This is a genomic window from Niallia sp. FSL R7-0271, assembly GCF_038005785.1.
Taxonomy (GTDB): Bacteria; Bacillota; Bacilli; order Bacillales; family Cytobacillaceae; genus Niallia.
This window is the reverse complement of record NZ_JBBOTZ010000001.1, coordinates 3,022,838-3,045,580: the sequence shown is the minus strand read 5'-3', so window position 1 is coordinate 3,045,580 and position 22,743 is coordinate 3,022,838. Positions and strand designations below refer to the sequence as shown.

At 41.9% G+C, this 22,743-nt stretch carries 13 protein-coding genes, 21 tRNA genes and 2 rRNA genes; 34 read left to right on the top strand and 2 right to left on the bottom strand.

Annotated elements, in window-relative coordinates:
- The first annotated feature begins 222 nt into the window (after positions 1 to 222).
- The 23 genes from MKX82_RS15600 (at position 223) to MKX82_RS15490 (ending at position 5,344) form a co-directional block, all read left to right on the top strand.
- Positions 223 to 3,158 (top strand): 23S ribosomal RNA (locus MKX82_RS15600).
- 135 nt (positions 3,159 to 3,293) lie between these two features.
- Positions 3,294 to 3,410 (top strand): 5S ribosomal RNA (gene rrf, locus MKX82_RS15595).
- A 7-nt stretch (positions 3,411 to 3,417) separates the two neighbouring features.
- A tRNA-Val gene (locus MKX82_RS15590) sits at positions 3,418 to 3,493 on the top strand.
- Positions 3,494 to 3,499: 6 nt separating this feature from the next.
- Positions 3,500 to 3,575, top strand: a tRNA-Thr gene (locus tag MKX82_RS15585).
- Positions 3,576 to 3,593: 18 nt separating this feature from the next.
- Positions 3,594 to 3,669 (top strand) — tRNA-Lys (locus MKX82_RS15580).
- A 4-nt stretch (positions 3,670 to 3,673) separates the two neighbouring features.
- Positions 3,674 to 3,758 (top strand) — tRNA-Leu (locus tag MKX82_RS15575).
- Between the two features lie 17 nt (positions 3,759 to 3,775).
- Positions 3,776 to 3,850: transfer RNA gene (locus tag MKX82_RS15570), tRNA-Gly, on the top strand.
- A 16-nt stretch (positions 3,851 to 3,866) separates the two neighbouring features.
- Positions 3,867 to 3,955, top strand: a tRNA-Leu gene (locus tag MKX82_RS15565).
- Positions 3,956 to 3,973: 18 nt separating this feature from the next.
- Positions 3,974 to 4,050 (top strand) — tRNA-Arg (locus MKX82_RS15560).
- Positions 4,051 to 4,054: 4 nt separating this feature from the next.
- Positions 4,055 to 4,131: transfer RNA gene (locus MKX82_RS15555), tRNA-Pro, on the top strand.
- A 22-nt stretch (positions 4,132 to 4,153) separates the two neighbouring features.
- A tRNA-Ala gene (locus MKX82_RS15550) sits at positions 4,154 to 4,229 on the top strand.
- A gap of 22 nt (positions 4,230 to 4,251) precedes the next feature.
- A tRNA-Met gene (locus tag MKX82_RS15545) sits at positions 4,252 to 4,328 on the top strand.
- Positions 4,329 to 4,348: 20 nt separating this feature from the next.
- A tRNA-Ile gene (locus MKX82_RS15540) sits at positions 4,349 to 4,425 on the top strand.
- A gap of 9 nt (positions 4,426 to 4,434) precedes the next feature.
- A tRNA-Ser gene (locus MKX82_RS15535) sits at positions 4,435 to 4,527 on the top strand.
- A gap of 26 nt (positions 4,528 to 4,553) precedes the next feature.
- A tRNA-Met gene (locus tag MKX82_RS15530) sits at positions 4,554 to 4,627 on the top strand.
- Positions 4,628 to 4,630: 3 nt separating this feature from the next.
- Positions 4,631 to 4,707 (top strand) — tRNA-Asp (locus tag MKX82_RS15525).
- Between the two features lie 20 nt (positions 4,708 to 4,727).
- Positions 4,728 to 4,803: transfer RNA gene (locus MKX82_RS15520), tRNA-Phe, on the top strand.
- Between the two features lie 33 nt (positions 4,804 to 4,836).
- A tRNA-His gene (locus tag MKX82_RS15515) sits at positions 4,837 to 4,912 on the top strand.
- Between the two features lie 18 nt (positions 4,913 to 4,930).
- A tRNA-Gly gene (locus tag MKX82_RS15510) sits at positions 4,931 to 5,004 on the top strand.
- A gap of 6 nt (positions 5,005 to 5,010) precedes the next feature.
- Positions 5,011 to 5,087 (top strand) — tRNA-Ile (locus tag MKX82_RS15505).
- 9 nt (positions 5,088 to 5,096) lie between these two features.
- Positions 5,097 to 5,171, top strand: a tRNA-Asn gene (locus tag MKX82_RS15500).
- A gap of 7 nt (positions 5,172 to 5,178) precedes the next feature.
- A tRNA-Ser gene (locus MKX82_RS15495) sits at positions 5,179 to 5,269 on the top strand.
- Between the two features lie 3 nt (positions 5,270 to 5,272).
- Positions 5,273 to 5,344 (top strand) — tRNA-Glu (locus MKX82_RS15490).
- A gap of 150 nt (positions 5,345 to 5,494) precedes the next feature.
- On the opposite strand, the gene MKX82_RS15485 is transcribed toward MKX82_RS15490, so the two are convergent.
- On the bottom strand, positions 5,495 to 5,707 hold the full coding sequence (locus MKX82_RS15485; protein ID WP_233317568.1) for a hypothetical protein: 213 nt from the start codon (positions 5,705 to 5,707) through the stop codon (positions 5,495 to 5,497).
- A 314-nt stretch (positions 5,708 to 6,021) separates the two neighbouring features.
- On the opposite strand from MKX82_RS15485, the gene glgB reads away from it, so the two are divergent.
- The 5 genes from glgB to MKX82_RS15460 are packed head-to-tail and all read left to right on the top strand — an operon-like array spanning position 6,022 to position 13,954.
- Complete coding sequence (glgB, locus tag MKX82_RS15480; protein WP_233317570.1) at positions 6,022 to 7,962, top strand: 1,4-alpha-glucan branching protein GlgB; 1,941 nt, start codon at positions 6,022 to 6,024, stop codon at positions 7,960 to 7,962.
- Positions 7,910 to 9,055, top strand: coding sequence for a glucose-1-phosphate adenylyltransferase (locus MKX82_RS15475; RefSeq protein WP_233317572.1), 1,146 nt, complete (start codon positions 7,910 to 7,912; stop codon positions 9,053 to 9,055). Before glgB ends, MKX82_RS15475 begins: the two co-directional genes overlap by 53 nt.
- Positions 9,056 to 9,085: 30 nt before the next feature.
- Positions 9,086 to 10,114: a sugar phosphate nucleotidyltransferase gene (locus MKX82_RS15470; protein WP_233317574.1), complete on the top strand. Its 1,029-nt coding sequence runs from the start codon at positions 9,086 to 9,088 to the stop codon at positions 10,112 to 10,114.
- Positions 10,111 to 11,562 (top strand): glycogen synthase GlgA, encoded by a 1,452-nt coding sequence (glgA, locus tag MKX82_RS15465; RefSeq protein WP_233317576.1) that lies wholly within the window; start codon positions 10,111 to 10,113, stop codon positions 11,560 to 11,562. Before MKX82_RS15470 ends, glgA begins: the two co-directional genes overlap by 4 nt.
- Positions 11,552 to 13,954 (top strand): glycogen/starch/alpha-glucan phosphorylase, encoded by a 2,403-nt coding sequence (locus MKX82_RS15460; RefSeq protein ID WP_251646798.1) that lies wholly within the window; start codon positions 11,552 to 11,554, stop codon positions 13,952 to 13,954. Before glgA ends, MKX82_RS15460 begins: the two co-directional genes overlap by 11 nt.
- Before the next feature lie 45 nt (positions 13,955 to 13,999).
- Here the strand turns inward: MKX82_RS15460 and MKX82_RS15455 are convergent, their stop codons facing one another.
- The gene (locus MKX82_RS15455) at positions 14,000 to 14,734 is read right to left on the bottom strand and encodes a TraR/DksA C4-type zinc finger protein (RefSeq protein ID WP_237941825.1); all 735 of its coding nucleotides are present in this window, start codon (positions 14,732 to 14,734) and stop codon (positions 14,000 to 14,002) included.
- 337 nt (positions 14,735 to 15,071) lie between these two features.
- Between MKX82_RS15455 and MKX82_RS15450 the strand changes: the two genes are divergently transcribed.
- The 6 genes from MKX82_RS15450 (at position 15,072) to MKX82_RS15425 (ending at position 22,720) form a co-directional block, all read left to right on the top strand.
- On the top strand, positions 15,072 to 16,448 hold the full coding sequence (locus tag MKX82_RS15450) for an isochorismate synthase (RefSeq protein ID WP_341078256.1): 1,377 nt from the start codon (positions 15,072 to 15,074) through the stop codon (positions 16,446 to 16,448).
- Positions 16,445 to 18,187: a 2-succinyl-5-enolpyruvyl-6-hydroxy-3-cyclohexene-1-carboxylic-acid synthase gene (gene menD / locus MKX82_RS15445; RefSeq protein WP_237941823.1), complete on the top strand. Its 1,743-nt coding sequence runs from the start codon at positions 16,445 to 16,447 to the stop codon at positions 18,185 to 18,187. Before MKX82_RS15450 ends, menD begins: the two co-directional genes overlap by 4 nt.
- Positions 18,184 to 18,996 (top strand): 2-succinyl-6-hydroxy-2,4-cyclohexadiene-1-carboxylate synthase, encoded by an 813-nt coding sequence (gene menH, locus MKX82_RS15440; protein WP_341078246.1) that lies wholly within the window; start codon positions 18,184 to 18,186, stop codon positions 18,994 to 18,996. Before menD ends, menH begins: the two co-directional genes overlap by 4 nt.
- 42 nt (positions 18,997 to 19,038) lie before the next feature.
- The gene (gene menB / locus MKX82_RS15435) at positions 19,039 to 19,857 is read left to right on the top strand and encodes a 1,4-dihydroxy-2-naphthoyl-CoA synthase (protein WP_127736786.1); all 819 of its coding nucleotides are present in this window, start codon (positions 19,039 to 19,041) and stop codon (positions 19,855 to 19,857) included.
- Positions 19,858 to 19,989: 132 nt separating this feature from the next.
- Complete coding sequence (locus MKX82_RS15430; protein WP_341078241.1) at positions 19,990 to 21,450, top strand: o-succinylbenzoate--CoA ligase; 1,461 nt, start codon at positions 19,990 to 19,992, stop codon at positions 21,448 to 21,450.
- Positions 21,451 to 21,484: 34 nt separating this feature from the next.
- Complete coding sequence (locus MKX82_RS15425; RefSeq protein ID WP_341078238.1) at positions 21,485 to 22,720, top strand: NAD(P)/FAD-dependent oxidoreductase; 1,236 nt, start codon at positions 21,485 to 21,487, stop codon at positions 22,718 to 22,720.
- Positions 22,721 to 22,743: the final 23 nt, after the last annotated feature.

Sequence of the window (22,743 nt, the reverse complement as noted above, 5' to 3'; positions counted from 1 at the left end):
TAGCCGAATTTGTTCCTTGAAAACTAGATTATGAATAGTAAGAACCAAGAAAGAAACCGAGTAATCGCCATCTTAGATTCTCTATTATTAGTAGAATTTTAGGGTAAAGAGAAACGAGCAGGTCGAGGAAGCGACTAAACGAGCACCGGAGCGTACGACAGTACGTGAGGAGCGGAGTGAGGGAGCTGACGAAGAGATGCGAAGTTTATCTTTAGCCGAATAAGTTAAGTTAGAAAGGGCGCACGGTGGATGCCTTGGCACTAGGAGCCGATGAAGGACGGTACTAACACCGATATGCTTCGGGGAGCTGTAAGTAAGCTTTGATCCGGAGATTTCCGAATGGGGGAACCCACTATCCGTAATGGGATAGTATCGTTACTTGAATACATAGAGTAACAGAAGGCAGACCCGGGGAACTGAAACATCTAAGTACCCGGAGGAAGAGAAAGCAAACGCGATTCCCTGAGTAGCGGCGAGCGAAACGGGATTAGCCCAAACCAAGAGGCTTGCCTCTTGGGGTTGTAGGACACTCTACATGGAGTTACAAAGGAACGGGGTAGATGAATAGGTCTGGAAAGGCCAGTCATAGAAGGTAAAAACCCTGTAGTCGAAACTTCGTTCCCTCCTGAGTGGATCCTGAGTACGGCGGGACACGTGAAATCCCGTCGGAAGCAGGGAGGACCATCTCCCAAGGCTAAATACTCCCTAGTGACCGATAGTGAACCAGTACCGTGAGGGAAAGGTGAAAAGCACCCCGGAAGGGGAGTGAAATAGATCCTGAAACCGTGTGCCTACAAGTAGTTAGAGCCCATTAATGGGTGATAGCGTGCCTTTTGTAGAATGAACCGGCGAGTTACGATTACATGCGAGGTTAAGTTGAAGAGACGGAGCCGCAGCGAAAGCGAGTCTGAATAGGGCGTAATAGTATGTGGTCGTAGACCCGAAACCAGGTGATCTACCCATGTCCAGGGTGAAGTCCAGGTAACACTGGATGGAGGCCCGAACCCACGCACGTTGAAAAGTGCGGGGATGAGGTGTGGGTAGCGGAGAAATTCCAATCGAACTTGGAGATAGCTGGTTCTCTCCGAAATAGCTTTAGGGCTAGCCTCAAGGTAAGAGTATTGGAGGTAGAGCACTGTTTGGACTAGGGGCCCCCATCGGGTTACCGAATTCAGACAAACTCCGAATGCCAAATACTTATCCTTGGGAGTCAGACTGCGAGTGATAAGATCCGTAGTCAAGAGGGAAACAGCCCAGACCACCAGCTAAGGTCCCAAAGTATACGTTAAGTGGAAAAGGATGTGGAGTTGCTTAGACAACCAGGATGTTGGCTTAGAAGCAGCCACCATTTAAAGAGTGCGTAATAGCTCACTGGTCGAGTGACTCTGCGCCGAAAATGTACCGGGGCTAAACGTATCACCGAAGCTGTGGATTGACATCTAGTGATGTCAGTGGTAGGAGAGCGTTCTAAGGGCGTTGAAGCTAGACCGTAAGGACTGGTGGAGCGCTTAGAAGTGAGAATGCCGGTATGAGTAGCGAAAGATGAGTGAGAATCTCATCCACCGAATGCCTAAGGTTTCCTGAGGAAGGCTCGTCCACTCAGGGTTAGTCGGGACCTAAGCCGAGGCTGAAGAGCGTAGGCGATGGACAACAGGTTGATATTCCTGTACCACCTTATGAATCGTTTGAGCGATGGGGGGACGCAGGAGGATAGGGTAAGCGTGCTGTTGGATTAGCACGTCCAAGCAGTTAGGCTGGTAATGAGGCAAATCCCATTACCGTGAAGGCGGAGCTGTGACGGCGAGGGAAATATAGTACCGAAGTTCCTGATTCCACACTGCCAAGAAAAGCCTCTAGCGAGATTCAAGGTGCCCGTACCGCAAACCGACACAGGTAGGCGAGGAGAGAATCCTAAGGTGAGCGAGAGAACTCTCGTTAAGGAACTCGGCAAAATGACCCCGTAACTTCGGGAGAAGGGGTGCTCTTTTGGGTGCAAGCCCGAGAGAGCCGCAGTGAATAGGCCCAGGCGACTGTTTAGCAAAAACACAGGTCTCTGCGAAGCCGTAAGGCGAAGTATAGGGGCTGACACCTGCCCGGTGCTGGAAGGTTAAGAGGAGGGGTTAGCGTTCGCGCGAAGCTCTGAATTGAAGCCCCAGTAAACGGCGGCCGTAACTATAACGGTCCTAAGGTAGCGAAATTCCTTGTCGGGTAAGTTCCGACCCGCACGAAAGGTGTAACGATCTGGGCACTGTCTCAACGAGAGACTCGGTGAAATTATAGTACCTGTGAAGATGCAGGTTACCCGCGACAGGACGGAAAGACCCCGTGGAGCTTTACTGTAGCCTGATATTGAATTTTGGTACAGCTTGTACAGGATAGGTAGGAGCCTTGGAAGCCGGAGCGCCAGCTTCGGTGGAGGCATTGGTGGGATACTACCCTGGCTGTATTGACATTCTAACCCGCACCCCTTATCGGGGTGGGAGACAGTGTCAGGTGGGCAGTTTGACTGGGGCGGTCGCCTCCTAAAAAGTAACGGAGGCGCCCAAAGGTTCCCTCAGAATGGTTGGAAATCATTCGTAGAGTGTAAAGGCACAAGGGAGCTTGACTGCGAGACCTACAAGTCGAGCAGGGACGAAAGTCGGGCTTAGTGATCCGGTGGTTCCGCATGGAAGGGCCATCGCTCAACGGATAAAAGCTACCCCGGGGATAACAGGCTTATCTCCCCCAAGAGTCCACATCGACGGGGAGGTTTGGCACCTCGATGTCGGCTCATCGCATCCTGGGGCTGTAGTCGGTCCCAAGGGTTGGGCTGTTCGCCCATTAAAGCGGTACGCGAGCTGGGTTCAGAACGTCGTGAGACAGTTCGGTCCCTATCCGTCGTGGGCGTAGGAAATTTGAGAGGAGCTGTCCTTAGTACGAGAGGACCGGGATGGACGCACCGCTGGTGTACCAGTTGTCTTGCCAAAGGCATAGCTGGGTAGCTATGTGCGGAAGGGATAAGTGCTGAAAGCATCTAAGCATGAAGCCCCCCTCAAGATGAGATTTCCCATAGCGTAAGCTAGTAAGATCCCTGAAAGATGATCAGGTTGATAGGTTTGAGGTGGAAGCGTGGTGACACGTGGAGCTGACAAATACTAATAGATCGAGGACTTAACTAATAAATGATTACTCATTCTTTCTTCTTACAACATAATCTAGTTTTCAGGGAATAAATTCTCTGAAAAAAACTTTGAAAAAAGTGTTGCAAAAACTAATTAGATAGGTTATAATAATACTTGTCTTTTAAAAAAAAGTCTGGTGGCGATAGCGAGAAGGTCACACCCGTTCCCATACCGAACACGGAAGTTAAGCTTCTCAGCGCCGATGGTAGTTGGAGGTTCTCCTCCTGTGAGAGTAGGACGTCGCCAGGCATACAATGGAGGATTAGCTCAGCTGGGAGAGCATCTGCCTTACAAGCAGAGGGTCGGCGGTTCGATCCCGTCATCCTCCACCATAATACGCCGATGTAGCTCAATTGGTAGAGCAACTGACTTGTAATCAGTAGGTTGGGGGTTCAAGTCCTCTCGTCGGCACCATTCTTTGTAAAACGAGATGAGTCATTAGCTCAGTTGGTAGAGCATCTGACTTTTAATCAGAGGGTCGCAGGTTCGAATCCTGCATGACTCACCATTATGCGGGTGTGGCGGAATTGGCAGACGCACTAGACTTAGGATCTAGCGCCGCAAGGCGTGGGGGTTCGACTCCCTTCACCCGCACCATTTAATTTAATACACAAGCGGAAGTAGTTCAGTGGTAGAACACCACCTTGCCAAGGTGGGGGTCGCGAGTTCGAACCTCGTCTTCCGCTCCATTTTTAAAAAAACAATGCCGGGGTGGCGGAACTGGCAGACGCACAGGACTTAAAATCCTGCGGTAGGTGACTACCGTACCGGTTCGATTCCGGTCCTCGGCACCATTGTTACTTTAAAAATTAGCGCCCGTAGCTCAATTGGATAGAGCGTCTGACTACGGATCAGAAGGTTATGGGTTCGACTCCTTTCGGGCGCGCCATATACGGGAAGTAGCTCAGCTTGGTAGAGCACTTGGTTTGGGACCAAGGGGTCGCAGGTTCGAATCCTGTCTTCCCGACCATGTATGTTACTCCATAAAAATTGGGGCCTTAGCTCAGCTGGGAGAGCGCCTGCCTTGCACGCAGGAGGTCAGCGGTTCGATCCCGCTAGGCTCCACCAATTTTAATTAATACTGAATAATGGCGGCGTAGCTCAGCTGGCTAGAGCGTACGGTTCATACCCGTGAGGTCGGGGGTTCGATCCCCTCTGCCGCTACCATATTATTTAGGAACTTGTTTGGACCTTTAGCTCAGTTGGTTAGAGCAGACGGCTCATAACCGTCCGGTCGTAGGTTCGAGTCCTACAAGGTCCACCATCATATCGAGGAGGAATACCCAAGTCCGGCTGAAGGGATCGGTCTTGAAAACCGACAGGCGGGTCAAACCGCGCAGGGGTTCGAATCCCCTTTCCTCCTCCATTTTTGAAGTATTTGAATATTATTATCGCGGGGTGGAGCAGTCTGGTAGCTCGTCGGGCTCATAACCCGAAGGTCGCAGGTTCAAATCCTGTCCCCGCAATCTGGTCCGGTAGTTCAGTTGGTTAGAATGCCTGCCTGTCACGCAGGAGGTCGCGGGTTCGAGTCCCGTCCGGACCGCCATTTTTCAAAAAAAGTATAAAGGCTCAGTAGCTCAGTCGGTAGAGCAAAGGACTGAAAATCCTTGTGTCGGCGGTTCGATTCCGTCCTGAGCCACCATTAATATCATGATTATAATAGATTAACATGATGGCGGTTGTGGCGAAGTGGTTAACGCATCGGATTGTGGCTCCGACATTCGTGGGTTCGATTCCCATCAGTCGCCCCATATTTTAAATTTAATAACGCGGGTGTAGTTTAATGGTAAAACCTCAGCCTTCCAAGCTGATGTCGTGAGTTCGATTCTCATCACCCGCTCCAATATATGGGCCTATAGCTCAGCTGGTTAGAGCGCACGCCTGATAAGCGTGAGGTCGATGGTTCGAGTCCATTTAGGCCCACCATATTATTGTTCCGCAGTAGCTCAGTGGTAGAGCACTCGGCTGTTAACCGAGCGGTCGTAGGTTCGAATCCTACCTGCGGAGCCATTTTTTTGGGGAAGTACTCAAGAGGCTGAAGAGGCGCCCCTGCTAAGGGTGTAGGTCGCGTAAGCGGCGCGAGGGTTCAAATCCCTCCTTCTCCGCCAGACGGCCCATTGGTCAAGCGGTTAAGACACCGCCCTTTCACGGCGGTAACACGGGTTCGAATCCCGTATGGGTCATACTTACAATAGAAAGAGCTGTTGGTATATTGCCAACAGCTCTTTCTATTGTTTTTTTTAGCTTATGCCTGTGGATAACTCAAAAAGATAGACTTTATTTTATAAAAGTCTAGGCTTATATCAGCATAGATAGACATAAGCTATTTAGTGCTAAAAGTTACCCTTCTTTATATCTTCCTCAAGCTTGTCCCTGTCTGTCATCAGCTTTTGACCAGGATTATTCAGGTCAAAATCAGAGAACATTCCTGTGTGAGGACCTCGGAAAATATCTGCGGCTAGAATCTTCTTGTCTGGTGCATCAAAATAGGGACTAGGATCTTTTTGATTTTGTTCTAAAAGATATTCTTCTTCGCTTTTACTCATCAGCAAATCCCTCCTTTATTTCTTACTTTAATATCCTTTCTTAAATGAATGTAAACTATGTTATAAAAATCCACTGCTATTTTTCGGAGAGCAAACATAAAAAGTTATTTATTGTCATAAAATTTTAAAAAAACTTAAAAAGGATTTAGATTAATGTTAATAGAATATTACATTTAAATGAATAATTTTATCCTTTTTCGAATTGCTTCCCCTTTTTAATCATATAGTTTTAAAACTAGCAAAAAAGGGAAAACGGTTTGTACAAATTATATTTTTTTTGCAGTCGAATCAAATCAATAGTCATAGAAAGTAGGATGAATGTGGAGACAGTATTCCCAACTGAATTTCAGCAGCATTTATTTCATGAAGGCAATCTATTTGAAAGCTATCAATTGTTTGGATCTCATGTAAAGGAAGAGAACGGAGAAATTTGTACGGTATTTTGTGTGTGGGCACCGAATGCTAAGACTGTTCGTTTAGTAGGAGATTTCAATAATTGGCAAGGTGAACAGTATGACCTTCAAAGAATAAATAAAGAAGGAATATGGCATATCAGTATTTCCAAAGATTTGACCGGAGCTTTATATAAGTATGAAATCACTGGTCAGGATGGGAGGAAGCACTTGAAGGCTGATCCTTTTGCCTTTTATTCGGAAGTGAGGCCGAACACCGCATCTATCGTCTATTCATTGGAAGGTTACAAATGGAATGATGCAAGATGGATTCAAAGAAAGAAGAAAAAAAATTTTTTGAAAGAGCCGGTTTCTATTTATGAAGTACATCTAGGATCTTGGAAACTGAAAGAAGACGGATCTCTTTATACATACCGAGAATTAGCAGATGAGCTTATCCCTTATGTAATCGAGCTTGGATTTACCCATATAGAAATACTGCCAATAGTAGAACATCCTTTAGATATTTCCTGGGGATATCAAGGCACTGGGTATTACTCTGCGACGAGTAGATTTGGCGAGCCGAAGGATTTTATGTATTTTGTGGATCAATGTCATCAGAATGGGCTGGGAGTTCTGTTAGATTGGGCTCCAGGACATTTTTGCAAGGATGCTCATGGCTTATATCAATTTGACGGCTCCAGCCAATTTGACTACCCGAATGCTAATGACAGGGAAAATCTTGTATGGGGAACAGCAAACTTTGATTTAGGAAGAATGGAAGTACATAGCTTTTTAATTTCCAACGCGATCTTTTGGATGGATTATTTTCATGTTGATGGTTTTAGGGTTGATGCAGTTTCTAATATTATTTACTGGCCAAACTCTGGCGAGAATTCGCTTAACCCATTTGGAGTTGAATTCTTAAGAAAGCTAAACACAACCGTCTGTCAATATGATCCTACCGTTCTGATGTTTGCAGAGGATTCAAGCGATCTACCCCAAGTTACTGCTCCAGTACATTATGGAGGTCTAGGATTTCATTATAAATGGAATATGGGTTGGATGAATGATTTACTGTCATATATGGAAACAGACTCAGCCAATAGAAAACATGAGCACAATAAAATTACTTTTTCTTTGCTCTATGCTTTTTCGGAGAATTTTGCTTTACCTCTTTCCCATGATGAAGTTGTTCATGGAAAAAAATCGCTCCTAAATAAAATGCCTGGTGATTATTGGCAAAAATTTGCGCAGTTCCGTTTATTAATCGGATATATGATGACACACCCAGGAAAGAAACTATTATTTATGGGAGCAGAGCTTGCACAGTTTTCAGAGTGGAAGGATAAAGAACAGCTTGATTGGATGCTGATGGATTATGAAATGCATGAAAAGGCAAATGTATTTTTCAAAGAAGTGCTGAAGCTGTATAAACGCTCTAAACCCCTGTATGAATTGGATCATCTCCACGAAGGATTTGATTGGATTGATGCTAACAACCATGAACAATCTGTTTTCTCCTTTATTAGACAAGGAGAAAAGGAGGAAGATTTCCTAGTAGTTATCTGCAACTTTACTTATCAAACTTATGAGAATTATTTAATTGGCGTACCAAAGGCTGGCAGCTATAGAGAGATATTGAACAGCGATGATGAGAGGTTTGGAGGAGCCAACTATATAAATAAAAAAATGATAAAGGCCAATGAGACTTCGTTCCACGGAAAGCCATATTCCGTTCCAGTGACGATTCCAGCTTTTAGCATCATCATATTACGGCCTGTTCAACATCGGAAGGGGAGAAAAGAGAATGGGAAAGAAACGGTGCGTCGCAATGCTATTAGCGGGAGGAAAGGGAAGTAGACTTTACTCTTTGACAAAAAAGCTGGCAAAGCCAGCCATTCCATTCGGAGGTAAGTATCGTATTATTGATTTTACTTTGAGTAATTGCTCCAATTCAGGAATTGAAACAGTAGGTGTGCTGACACAATATCAACCTCTTGTGTTAAATTCCTATATCGGAATTGGCAGTGCCTGGGATTTGGATAGGGTAAATGGAGGTGTCACTGTGCTGCCTCCATACAGCGAATCATCAGAGGTGAAATGGTATACAGGCACAGCCAGTGCCATTTACCAAAATCAAAATTATCTCTCTCAATATGATCCAGAATATGTGCTGATTCTTTCAGGTGACCACATATACAAGATGAATTATGAATGGATGTTAGACTATCATATTCAGAAGCAGGCAGATGCTTCTATTTCTGTTATAGAGGTGCCATGGAGTGAGGCAAGCAGGTTCGGTATCATGAACACGAATGAAGAGATGGATATCATTGAGTTTGAAGAAAAACCAAAAAAGCCGAAGAACAATCTCGCTTCCATGGGCATTTACATCTTTAAGTGGAAAGTGCTGAAGGAATTGCTGGAAGAGGATGATAAAAACAGCCATTCAACCCATGACTTCGGAAAAGATATTATACCGATGCTGATTGAGAAGAAACGGAAAGTAGTCGCTTACCCATTCAAAGGCTATTGGAAGGATGTTGGTACAGTCCAAAGCTTGTGGGAAGCCAATATGGACTTGTTAGATAATTCTAGTGAACTGAATATATCAGATTATAATTGGAGAATTTACACAGTTAATCCTAACCATCCGCCCCAATATATTTCTAGTGATGCAATAGTTAAAGAGTCATTAATAAATGAAGGCTGCACGATTAGTGGCAATATTGAAAAATCCATTGTTTTTCAAGGTGTAAATGTAGGAACAGGTTCAATCGTCCGAAGCTCTGTTATTATGCCCGATGCTCGGATTGGCGAAAATACTTATATCGAAAAGGCAATCGTTCCGTCAGATATCGAGATACCGGATGGAATGGTTATTAAGCCAAAAGAAGGTAATAACGACGTTGTGCTCGTAACAGAAGAAATGGTTAGTGCGTTTATATCCTGATTAACAACAGAGACTAGGGAGGGGTTTTTAGTGTTAAGAACAATGCTAGGGGTAATTGATGCTACAACATATCAACATGATTTGGAGGAATTAATTTCACATAGGACACTCGCTGCCTTACCAATTGGAGGGAGATATAGGCTTATTGATTTCGTCCTTTCTAATATGGTTAATTCAGGAATAGGCAGTGTCGCTATCTTTCCAAAGTACCAATACCGATCATTAATGGATCATCTTGGGTCCGGGAAAAATTGGGACTTAGACAGAAAAAGAGACGGATTATTTTTCTTTCCAGCATCCATTACGGATGGAGATAGTGAAGGAATAGGATCTTTTAATCAGTTTGCCGCAAATATGGATTATTTTTATCGAAGCAAACAGGAATATGCTTTAGTAGCAAATTGCTTTACTGTTTTTAACATGGACTTTAACCCCGTCCTAATACGCCATCTTACCTCTGGCTGTGATATCACTGAAATCACCAACAATGGAGATTCATTAGAAATATATTTAATCAAGAAATCTCTATTAATAGACTTAATCTTAACAAGAGATATTACAGGCTATACATGCATGAAGGATGTCATGCTTGACCTCAATCATGAATATAAAATCTGCCACTATGAATTCAACGGTTATGCGGAAAAAATCGACTCTATTTCTGCTTATTTTGAAGTAAGTAAAGAAATATTGCGTGCAGAAACGTGGAATCAGCTTTTCATTAAGGAAAGGCCAATCTTTACAAAGGTGAAGGATGAACCACCTACCCGCTATACGAGTACAGGAGAAGTGAAAAACTCAATGATCGCTAATGGCTGCATTATTGAAGGAGATGTAGAAAACAGCATTATTTCTAGGGCTGTGAAAATTGGCAAAGGTTCACGCCTTAAAAACTGCATCATCATGCAAAAATGCTCTATTGGGGATGATTGTGTATTAGAAAATGTAATTTTAGATAAAGATGTTATGGTAGGAAATGAAACGGTTATGACAGGCAGCAAAAATACACCATTTGTCGTTAGAAAAGGGACAGTGCAAGGAGCGTTGATGAATTCGTGAAAGTAATGTTTGCAGTATCAGAATGTGTACCATTTATCAAATCTGGAGGACTGGCTGATGTTGCCGGTTCTCTTCCGAAAGAGCTTGTGAAACAAGGAACAGAGGTAACGATCATTATGCCAAAGTATCGGGACATTCCCGAGAAGTTACTAAAAGACTTGGAGAAGGTAATGGACTTCCGTGTGCAGGTAGGGTGGAGAAATCAATACTGCGGCATCGAAAAGCTCGAGCAAGACGGCATCACTTTTTATTTTATAGACAATGAATACTACTTTAAAAGGCCGGGGCTATACGGCTATTTCGATGATGGAGAAAGGTTCTCATTCTTTAACAGGGCTGTCTTAGAAAGCCTCTCCTATCTATCTTATTATCCAGATATTATCCATTGTCATGATTGGCATACGGCAATGATTCCGTTCCTGCTGAATGTGGATTATAAATGGAGACGAGAATACAGTCAGATTAAGACAGTATTTACTATACATAATCTTCAGTTCCAAGGGATTATGCCAAGAGGGGCCCTTGGAGATATGCTGAACTTAAATGATGATTACTTTACAACAGATCAGCTAGAGTTTTATGGAAATGTCAACTTTATGAAGGCCGCCTTAATTGCTTCTGACAAAATAACAACTGTCAGCCCAACATATATGAATGAAATACAAACAGACTATTACGGAGAAAAGCTCAACCAGCTTTTACATTTAAGGCAGAGTGACTTAAATGGTATCATCAATGGAATAGACGAAGAAGTATACAATCCTGCAACAGATGATGTCATTATTCAAAAATACTCGAATACAAATATTAGTGGAAAGGTCCAAAATAAACTTGAAGTCCAAAAGCTGTTTGGATTAAAAGAGGATGCGTCCATTCCAATGATATCAATGATAACGAGGCTGACCAGCCAAAAAGGGCTTGAGTTAGTACGGCATGTCTTCCATGAAATCATGGAGGAGGATGTGCAATTTCTTGTGCTGGGCACAGGAGATGCTGAATTTGAGAATTTCTTTAGAGAAATGGAGTTCAAATATCCCGATAAATGCAAAGCATATATTGGTTTTGATGAAAGCTTGGCACATAAGATATATGCCGGTGCAGACCTGTTCCTTATGCCATCCAAGTTTGAACCATGTGGGCTAGGCCAGCTGATTGCATTGCAGTACGGGAATATCCCAATTGTCAGGGAGACAGGGGGATTAAATGACACAGTGTTTTCATACAATGAACTTACTAATAGCGGAAATGGTTTTAGTTTCACTAACTTCAATGCTCACGACATGCTCTATACTATCCGAAGAGCCCTGCAATTCTATCATGACAAAGACGTATGGAGCACTATTGTCAAAAATGCAATGACAATGGACAATAGCTGGGCACAGTCAGCATTTAAATATAACCAACTATATGCTGAGCTTATCTCAAGGAGTGAAACACATGTTTTCTAACAAAGAAAATTTTAAGACTTATTTTTTGCAAAAGCTTGAGATGACTTACGGCAAACCGTTTGAAGATTGTACCAGCAGCGACCACTTCCAGACATTAGGACATATGATCAGGGAGTATGTTAGCGGAGATTGGATTAATACAAATGAGCTTTACCGCAGAAATAAAGGAAAACAAGTGTATTACTTATCAATAGAATTCTTATTGGGCAGATTACTGCACCATAATTTAATTAACTTAGGAATTGATAAAGTAGTGGAAGAGGGGCTTTCTGAATTAGGAATCGACCTGCTAGACGTAGAAGAAATTGAATGTGATGCAGGTCTTGGCAATGGAGGGCTGGGAAGGCTTGCTGCATGCTTCCTAGATTCATTGGCAACCTTGAATCTTCCCGGCCACGGCTTTGGAATCCGTTACAAGCATGGATTATTTGAGCAGAGAATTGTCGATGGATATCAATTAGAACTGCCAGAGCAATGGTTAAAGCAAGGGCAGGTTTGGGAAGTCCGGAAAGAGGATCTAGCTGTAGATATTTCCTTTTGGGGCAATATTGATTCGTTTGAAAAGGATGGAAGACTGCAGTTTCGGCATTTAAATGCTGAAACTGTAACGGCTGTCCCTCACGATATCCCTGTTATCGGTTATAGCAGCAGTACCGTTAATACGCTGAGGCTATGGAATGCAGAGCCTGCGTCACTGCTCGCTAAGGATGTTGGGGACATCATGAAATACAAAAGAGAAACAGAAGCGATTTCAGAGTTTCTTTATCCTGATGATGCACATGATGAAGGTAAAATATTGCGCTTGAAACAGCAATATTTTTTAGTTTCTTCGAGCCTGCAGTCTATCATCAAGGATTACAAACAGCAATATAAAGACATAAAAGAGTTTCATGAGCATGTAAGCATCCATATAAATGATACACATCCTGTATTGGCAATCCCGGAATTAATGAGGATATTGCTTGATAAAGAAGGGCTTAGCTGGGAAGAGGCTTGGACCATAACAACAGGAGCTATTTCCTATACAAATCATACAACCCTTTCTGAGGCATTGGAAAAATGGCCGATTTCTATTTTTCAGCCGTTGTTGCCTAGAATCTATATGATTATTGATGAGATAAATGAACGTTTTTGCAAACAGCTATGGGAGCTATATCCAGGAGATTTCGGCCGGATTGAGAATATGGCTATCATCGCCCATGGTATGGTTAAGATGGCGCACTTAGCTTTAGTAGGAAGCCATAGTGTTAATGGCGTGGCAGAAATTCATACAGAGATTTTGAAAAAGAGGGAAATGGCTGCTTTCTATCAAATCTTCCCTGAAAAATTCAACAATAAAACAAATGGAATAACCCATAGACGCTGGCTGATTAAATCCAATCCTAAGCTTGCAGATCTTATCAGTGATACAATCGGTACAGAGTGGGTTCAAACCCCTTCGAGCCTTGAGAAGCTGTTAGAATACAAGCACGACTCTGTTTTTTTAGAGCAGCTTGACGCAGTAAAACAGGAAAATAAACGGAAATTAGCACGTATCATCAAGGAGAATAATGGAATTATAGTTGACCCGCAATCTATTTTTGATATTCAAGTAAAAAGACTGCATGCATACAAGCGGCAGTTATTGAATGTCCTGCATATCATGCATCTATATAACCGCATTAAAGAGAATCCATCCTTACCTATTACTCCTAGGACATTTGTATTTGGCGCGAAGGCTTCACCAGGCTATTATTATGCGAAGAAAATCATCAAGCTCATCAATTCAGTCGCCGATAAAATCAATCAAGATAAAGCAATTGAAGACAAGATAAAGGTTGTGTTTTTAGAGAATTACCGTGTTTCCCTTGCAGAGCATATTTTTCCTGCTGCAGATGTAAGTGAACAGATTTCTACTGCAAGCAAAGAGGCATCTGGTACCGGAAATATGAAATTTATGATAAACGGAGCTTTGACTGTTGGAACACTTGATGGTGCTAATATTGAGATGAGGGATTTAGTTGGCGATGACAATATTTTTATATTCGGCATGAATGCAGACCAAGTGCTAGAATTATATAAAAATGGAGGATACAAGTCGGCTGAATATTATCATCATGATAAGCGAATTCATCAAGTTGTTGACCAGCTGAAGAATGGCCATTTATCAACAAATCTCAATGAATTTGAACCAATTGTCGACTCCTTATTAACGGAGAATGACCAGTACTTCCTGCTAAAAGATTTTCACTCCTATGCCTGTATTCAAGATGAGGTAGACAAAGCTTATAAGAATAAACAGCAATGGCTGGAGAAATGTACAGTCAACATTGCAAAAGCGGGACATTTTTCGAGTGACCGCACAATTAAAGAATATGCGGCTGAAATTTGGAATATTAAAGCCTTAAAATAAGGGGAAGGGCGATTGTCACTTAGCTAGCTGACAATCGCTTTTTTTTTAGTTCTTATCATCTGTATAACTGTCTCTATTTTTGTAGGGAACATCACCAAATGGAGCGTCTGTTCCAGCATCATTGAGGGTATCTTCATACTCCTTCTCTTCATCTGAACGGTAAACTTCGCGCTTTTGGGCAGTTATATTACTTGCCGTAAAGGATTCATAGTCTTCTGGAAAGCCGCCGTTTTGTTCATTGTCAGAATAAAGGCTGTCATAATCTTCATAATCACCTTTTAAGTCTGCAGGGGTTTCGGATGTTCCGTAACGGGCAACTTCTTGAAAGCTATCTTGATAGTCACGGATTTCAGCAGTATCGCTGTGTCGGAAAACATTGCCGTGTGCAGGCTCTAATATATCTTCCTCTACAGGCCGGTCCATATTTAACTCCCGATCACTGTATTCAATTAATGTTGTGGCAGTAGGCATTGCTTCCAACCGTTCATATGGAATCTCTTTTCCGGAAACTTCACAAATACCATATGTTCCATCTTGGATCGCTTTTAAAGCAGAATTAATATTATCTAGCTCAGCTTGGTCATGCTCTTCTAACGCTAGGTCACGGCCTCGTTCAAATAATTCTGTTCCCATATCGGCCGGATGATTGTCATATGTCGATAACTCTCCGACAGAGTCTTGCATTGTTTCTTCCTCTTTACCATCTAATCTATTTGTTAATTGTTCTTTTCTATCTTCCAATTGCTTTTGTAACGATGCTAATTGTTCTTTTGTAAGCATGATCTCACATCCTTAAGAAATTAATTTATGCATGTCCCAATGTCCATACTGTACCGTTCCCGCCTTAAGCCCACTTAAAACATGTAAGTAAAAGTGCTCCATTGTGTAAAGAATAATAAACATAAAAGAAGTAGTTATTTAGCTATCCAAATATAACAAACCAGGATTCGGAAATATAGGATAACATCATTGACATAATAGGAAATGGAGGTGTATCTTAAAATAAGTCAAATTGAACATTTGTGAGCATATGAATAGATATTATCGCAGTTCAGTTCAAGGTCAGAGCTATAAACCAATATGGAATGGCTGATCTTATAGGGGGATTTACAAGGTAATGAAAGAAAGTAAAGGACTTCTGTTAGAAGGCAGTGCAGTAAAAGCGTCCACTTCTATTTTAAGAAGCAAGGTGATTAAGTTAGAGCAGAGAAGGGATTTTTTATCTTTTTATGCTCAGAATAATAAATATAAAGGAAAACGATTTTTTTGGAAAAGCCCTGATGGTACTTCCATATACGCTGGAATTGGCATTTGCAAAACAATTCAATCCAGCAAGCAAGAGCATACTTATGAAGTGATTGAAAAAAAATGGCATGAGCTACTTGAGAACAGTGAAATAAATAATCCATTTAACACTGCAGGGGTTGGCCCGGTTCTGTTCGGCGGTTTTGCGTTTGATCCTTTGAAGGAACGGACAGATTTGTGGGAAAACTTTCAAAACGCGCATTTTTACTTGCCATCCATCATGTTTAGTGAAATAGATGGCGAGCAATACCTTACAGTTAACCAGTTCGGAGATTCTGATCAAGTAAATGAGAGACTGAAAGTGTGTTTACAGAAAATGCCAAAAAGCAATGAATCTTTCTCAAGCGAAACACTGACAAATAAGCTGCTCGACTGTACAGAAATTAATGGTATTGAATGGAAGAAGATGGTAGAAGAGGTAGTTCAGGAACTGGGACAATCGTTAAAAAAGGTTGTACTGGCAAGGGAAAGCCGCTTAAGTTTTGAAAAGGTAATTTCCGTTGAATCTGTCCTCCAAAATTTATTGAACAGACAAAAAAACAGCTATGTGTTTGCATTAGAATCAGGGGAAGATTGTTTTATCGGTGCTTCACCAGAAAGACTTGTCAAAAAATCAGGTAAACAAGTCTTTTCCGTATGCTTAGCAGGATCTATTGCAAGAGGAAGCAGTGCAGAAGAAGATGAAGCACTCGGCTTAGAACTGCTGAATGACCCGAAAAACAGGATGGAGCATGATTATGTTGTGCAAATGATAAAAGGGGCGATGGAAAAGGTGTGCAGCACTTTTGATATCCCAGCAGAGCCTAGCCTCATAAAGATGAGAGATATTCAACATTTATTTACTCCAGTTACAGGAAGTTTAAAAAATTCAGCTTCTATATTTTCACTTATAGAATTATTACATCCGACACCTGCATTAGGCGGTTATCCGCAAAAGCAGGCTATTGAAAAAATCCGCGAGGCGGAATTTTTGGATAGAGGGCTTTACGGAGCTCCAATAGGCTGGATGGATTATCAAGGTAATGGCGAGTTTGCCGTGAGTATCCGCTCTGCTCTTATTCAAAACAAGGAAGCTTCATTGTTTGCGGGTTGCGGTGTAGTAAAAGATTCTGATGCGGAATCAGAGTTCAAGGAAACGGCAATAAAATTCAAACCGATGCTTTCTGCACTAGGAGGTAAGTTAGGATGAACCATCAAGAAAACTTAACTGCTTATTTACAGTCATTCGTAAATGAGCTGGTCCGAAACGGGATTAAAAATGCTGTTATTAGTCCCGGTTCTCGTTCAACGCCGATTGCTTTGTTAATGGCTGAGCATACTCATGTAAATGTCCATGTTCATGTGGATGAACGGTCTGCTGCTTTTTATGCTTTAGGGATGGCAAAAGCCTTAAAGGAGCCCACTGTTTTAGTTTGCACTTCCGGTACGGCGGCTGCAAACTATTTTCCTGCTATTGTGGAGGCAAAAATCTCAAGAATACCGCTGATTGTCTTAACGGCGGACAGACCTCATGAGCTGAGGGATGTCGGTGCACCTCAGGCAATAGATCAAATAAACTTGTATGGAAACCAAGTAAAATGGTTTATAGAAATGTCTCCGCCTGATGCAGCTCCAGAAATGCTGCGTTATGTTAAAACCGTCAGTGCAAGGGCTGTTGCCGCAGCAACAAAGGAACCTAAAGGTCCAGTCCATTTGAACCTTCCATTTCGCGAACCGCTCATCCCAGATTTTAATCAGTTAGAGAAGTATGAAGCGGATGATCCATATTTACAAATCATTAATGGGGAACTAACTGTTTCAGATGAATATGTAAAAGGACTTGCAGCAAGGCTTACAGGCTTTTCTAAAGGAATTATTGTTTGCGGAGAAATGAACGATGGGAATTTTTCGGAGGCAATATTGGAGTTAGCAAAAGCACTCGATTTCCCTATCCTCGCTGATCCATTATCACAGCTTCGATCCATGGAGGATCCCGATAATCTGATTGTCGACACATATGATGTTTTTTTACGGAACGAGGATGTAAAGCAAGCATTAGTTCCTGAGGTTATCATTCGTTTTGGAAGCATGCCTGTCAGCAAGCCCCTCACTATATATATGAGGGAATTAGAAGCTCTGCAAATAGTAGTCGACGGCGGTGCTGGTTTCAGAGATCCTAATCAGCTGACAGCTGAAATGGTTTATTGTGATGAAACAACATTCTGCAGGAAACTGATTGAACATGTCGAGCACAGTAAGGGAAACCACAGACAGCTTTGGACCAGTCTCAATGAGAAAACAAAACAAGAAATAAGTCAGGTAGCAGATATAACTGAACTAAGTGAAGCGAAGCTATTTCATTTGTTAGCAGATCTTATCCCTGACAATTCTGTATTGTTTGTAGGCAACAGTATGCCTATCAGAGATTTGGATACATTCTTTCATAAACAAGCAAAGAATATTTCTATTTATGCGAACAGAGGGGCTAATGGAATTGATGGTACTGTGTCTACAGCTCTTGGTGTGGGAGCAGCCAAAAGAAAGCCGTTGTATTTAGTGCTGGGGGATTTAACTTTCTTCCATGACATGAATGGTCTTATTGCAGCAAAGCAATTTGACGTGCCGATTACGATAATACTCATTAACAATAACGGTGGAGGAATATTCTCCTTCTTGCCCCAAGCTCAGCATCCAAAGCATTTTGAACTATTATTTGGAACACCGTTAGATTTAAATTTTGAACATCTTATTAACTTGTACGGTGGACAATACAGTGTTGTGGAGAATTGGGATCACTTACGAGCTTTATGTACGGATGCAGAGTCGAATTTTAGCATCCGATTATTTGAAATAAAGACAAATAGAGACGAAAACTTGAAGGAGCATCGTCAGATTATGGCGAAAGTTTCCCAGGAAATACAACATTTTTTGAGAGATGAAGGCAAATGAATATAGTTGTCGATAATATCTCCTACCATGTAGAAGTTTACGGTTCAGGTGAGCCATTATTGCTGCTGCATGGCTTTACAGGGGATTCTAGTACTTGGCAGCAGTTTATCCCTGTTTTTGAAAAGAACCACCAGATTATCATGATGGACATTATTGGACATGGCCAAACTGCATCACCTGATGAACAGCAGCCTTACAAGATAGAATATGCTGCTAAAGCAATCAAAAAGCTACTTGATACGTTAGAAGTTGATTCAACAAATCTTTTAGGATATTCCATGGGTGGGCGGCTTGCCCTAACATTTGCATTCATCTATCCTGACATGGTCAGAAATTTAGTGCTGGAAAGTGCGACACCTGGTCTGAAAACAGAAGAGGAAAGAAGAGAAAGACGGATAATGGATGAGCAATTAGGAAACTATATTTTAAAAGAAGGAGTTAACAAGTTTGTGAACAAATGGGAAAATATTCCCCTATTTGCCACACAGACTCGTTTAAGCAAGGACGTAAAAGAAAAAATTAGAAGCCAAAGGCTTATGAATAATCCAGTAGGTCTTGCCAAAAGCCTTGAACAAATGGGGACCGGCTCTCAGCCTTCCTGGTGGGAAAGGTTAGGAGAGCTGAAGTGTCCAACATTGCTGTTAACAGGAAAGCTGGATGAAAAGTTTTGCAGGATCGCTGGTGAGATGCAAAAACAAAACGAAAACTTCGAGTGGATTAACGTGGATGATGCAGGGCATGCAATTCATGTGGAGAAACCTGAAATTTTTGGTACAATAGTAAGTGAGTTTTTGTCGAACAGCAGTTGAGGACTTCATAAAAGTTCGGCAAAATAAAAGGAGGAAATATAAATGGCAGTAGAATGGGTTGCTGTGCGCAATTACGATGAAATTATCTATGAAACATACAATGGCATTGCGAAAATTACGATTAATCGCCCGCATGTACATAATGCCTTTACACCAAAAACGGTAAATGAATTAATTGATGCTTTTGCAAGAGCAAGAGATGACAGCAGTGTTGGTGTTATTATCTTGACTGGTGCAGGAGAAAAAGCTTTCTGCTCAGGCGGAGACCAAAAAGTAAGAGGACATGGCGGCTATGTGGGAGAAGACCAGATTCCTCGTTTGAATGTTCTGGACCTGCAAAGATTAATTCGTGTAATTCCTAAACCGGTTATCGCAATGGTTAAAGGCTATGCAATCGGTGGCGGCCATGTACTGCATGTAGTCTGTGATTTAACAATCGCAGCAGACAATGCTGTATTTGGACAAACTGGACCAAACGTAGGAAGCTTTGACGCAGGTTACGGTTCTGGCTATTTAGCTCGCATTGTCGGACACAAAAAAGCAAAAGAAATCTGGTTCTTATGCAGACAATACAATGCTCAGGAAGCATTGGATATGGGGCTTGTAAACACTGTTGTTCCATTGGAGCAAGTGGAAGAAGAGACAATCAAATGGTGTGAGGAAATCCTAGAAAAGAGCCCGACTGCTTTACGTTTCTTGAAAGCGGCGTTTAACGCAGACACAGACGGACTTGCAGGGATTCAGCAATTTGCTGGAGATGCAACGCTTCTATACTACACAACGGATGAAGCAAAAGAAGGACGCGATTCCTTTAAGGAAAAACGCAAGCCAGACTTTGGCCAATTCCCACGTTTTCCTTGATTTTCAAATAACGGGATAAACCAAAAAAGGGTGACTTCTAGCATCTTTTCCACTCTATTAGTGGAGAAGATGGGGGTCACCCTGTTTTGATTACAAAAAACAAATGCTGTTAACTAAAAAGGAGAGAATCATATGGAAGAATTGCTTCCTAATTTCCTGAAGAACCGAGCTTCTTTAACACCTGACAAAGAGGCAATTGTCTACAAAAATACTTCATTGACCTTTCAGGAGCTGTATGAAAAAGCATATTACACAGCAGGAGTATTAACTGCAAAAGGGATTACGAAAGGGGACTATGTCGCTTTTTTAGTGAAAAACGATCTTCGCACTGTAATCGCTCTTCTTTCTCTTCATTTGCTGGGAGCAAGAGCCGTGCTCTTAAACAATCGCCTTACAGCAAATGAACTGCTGTATCAAATCAAAGACTCCAAATCACATTCTCTTATTGCAGACAATGATTTTCATACAAAGACAGAGGAATTGGTCTGTGCATTACCCTCTTTAAATGTGATGTTTAATCAAGAGCTGGAAAATGGTCCATTTCAGCAGCCTGTTGTTCAGGAAACAGTAAATTTAGCAGATACATGTACCATCATGTATACCTCTGGGACGACAGGCTTTCCTAAAGGTGTTATCCAAACATACGGAAATCATTGGTGGAGCGCTGTCGGCAATGTGTTAAATGCGGGGATGACCGAAAAGGATGTTTGGCTTTGTACTGTGCCTGTCTTCCATATTAGCGGATACTCTATATTAATAAGAAGTCTGCTATATGGAATGAAAATTGTCCTGCACGAGTCTTTTGATGAACAGCAAGTTCTGACTGATTTGCAGAAGGAAAAAATAACAATTATGTCTGTTGTGACAGCAATGCTCCAAAAAATAGAAAAGGCAGCAACGAGCCCGTTTCCAGAGTATTTCCGTTACATGCTTCTTGGAGGTGGGCCGGCATCTATTGAGTTAATTTCAAGCTGTATGAAAAAGGGAATTCCAGTGTATTACTCTTATGGCATGACTGAAACCTCTTCCCAAATTGTAACATTACCGCCTCAAGATGCTGCAAGGAAGATTGGCTCTGCAGGCAAGCCTTTGTTTCCTGCTCAGTTGAAAATCGTCGATGATGATGGAAATGAATTAGGAGCTGGAGAAGCTGGCGAAATTGTTGTATATGGTCCTAATGTGTCTAAAGGATATTTGAATAAAGGAGCTCATTCAGCTGATGGCTGGTTTCACACTGGCGATATAGGGTATAAAGATACAGAAGGCTTCCTGTATGTACTTGATCGCCGTTCAGACCTGATTATTTCTGGCGGAGAGAATATTTATCCAGCAGAATTAGAATCGGTAATTTCCTCTATAGAAGGAATTAAAGAAGCTGGGGTTGTCGGAATGGATAACCAAAAATGGGGACAAGTTCCCGCAGCCTTTATTGTATGTGAGGAAGGAACGGACTTGACTGAAAGTTATGTGTTGGAAGAATGCAGAAGGAAATTAGCTTCCTATAAGCTACCGAAAGAAATTCGTTTCATAGAAGCGCTTCCGAGGAATGCCTCAAAAAAAATTGTCAGAAAAACATTAAGAGAGTGGCTGTAATAGCCAAGACTAATATATTTTAGGGGGCTTTGTCATGGGGCTTGATTTATATCATGGAGAGCTGTATTGGCCACATACATTAAAAGATATTCCTTCCTATCCTCGTTTGGAGGAGGATGTTTTTTGTGATGTACTTATCATTGGCGGTGGAATGTCTGGAGCTATAGCAGCGAATATCTTAGCAAATGAAGATTTAGAGATTGTACTTGCAGATAAAAGGAAAATAGGGCATGGAAGTTCTGCAGCAAATACAGGACTTCTACAATACTCCAACGATATGATGCTCCATGAATTTGCTCAAACAATCGGAGAGGAAAAAGCAGTAAGATTTTACGAACTGTGTTTTGAGGCAATGAAAGATTTAAAAGACATTGCCAGTTCTCTAACAGAAGATGTTCAATTCAAAGAAAGAAAAAGTTTATATTATGCAAGCAGTCAAACAGATGCAGATAAGTTGAAAACAGAGTATGCGATGTTGAAAAAACACGGTTTTCCTGTTGAATATTTAGATGATAATCAAATGAAGGAGCGCTTCGGCTTCTCAAAGCCTGCTGCTATTCTTACAGAAGGAGATGCGGAGGTTAATCCTCAGAGGCTTGTTATTCAGCTTATTAAAGAGGCAGCTTTAAAGCAAAATGTCCGTGTATATGAACAAACTAATGTACAGGAGCAAGGCTTTATAGATGGATATTGGCAAATTAAAGCTGACAGCGGAGCAATCATTCACGCGAAAAAAATTATTTATTCAACAGGGTATGAAGCCGCACTTCATACGGACCGGCTTGGAGCTGAATTAAATCGTTCCTTCGCAATCGCAACAAGCAGACTTGAAAACTTTGCTGGCTGGGAAGGACAGTGCATGATATGGGAGACGAAACGACCGTATTTTTATATGCGGACTACATATGATGGCAGGATTGTAGCAGGCGGTCTTGATGAAGATCCAATGGAAGCTCCGCAAGATGCTAAAGTATTAAAGAAATATGGAGAAAGACTGCTGGAGAAAATAAAGGAGCATTTCCCTGAATATGTAATGGATGTTGACTATGTTTATGGAGCTACCTTTGGCGAATCTGCAGACGGCAGACCATTTATCGGCAAGCACCCAAGCAAGGATGGTATCTTCTATTGTTTAGGATATGGGGGAAATGGCACAGTGTACAGCATGCTTGGTGCCAAAATAATCAGGGATATTATTCTTTATGGCAAGCATCCTGATGAAGAATTGGTTGCTCCAGACAGACCAGAGAAGAAGTTATATTCCAAGTAAACAAAAAAGAGAGGCAAAGTCCT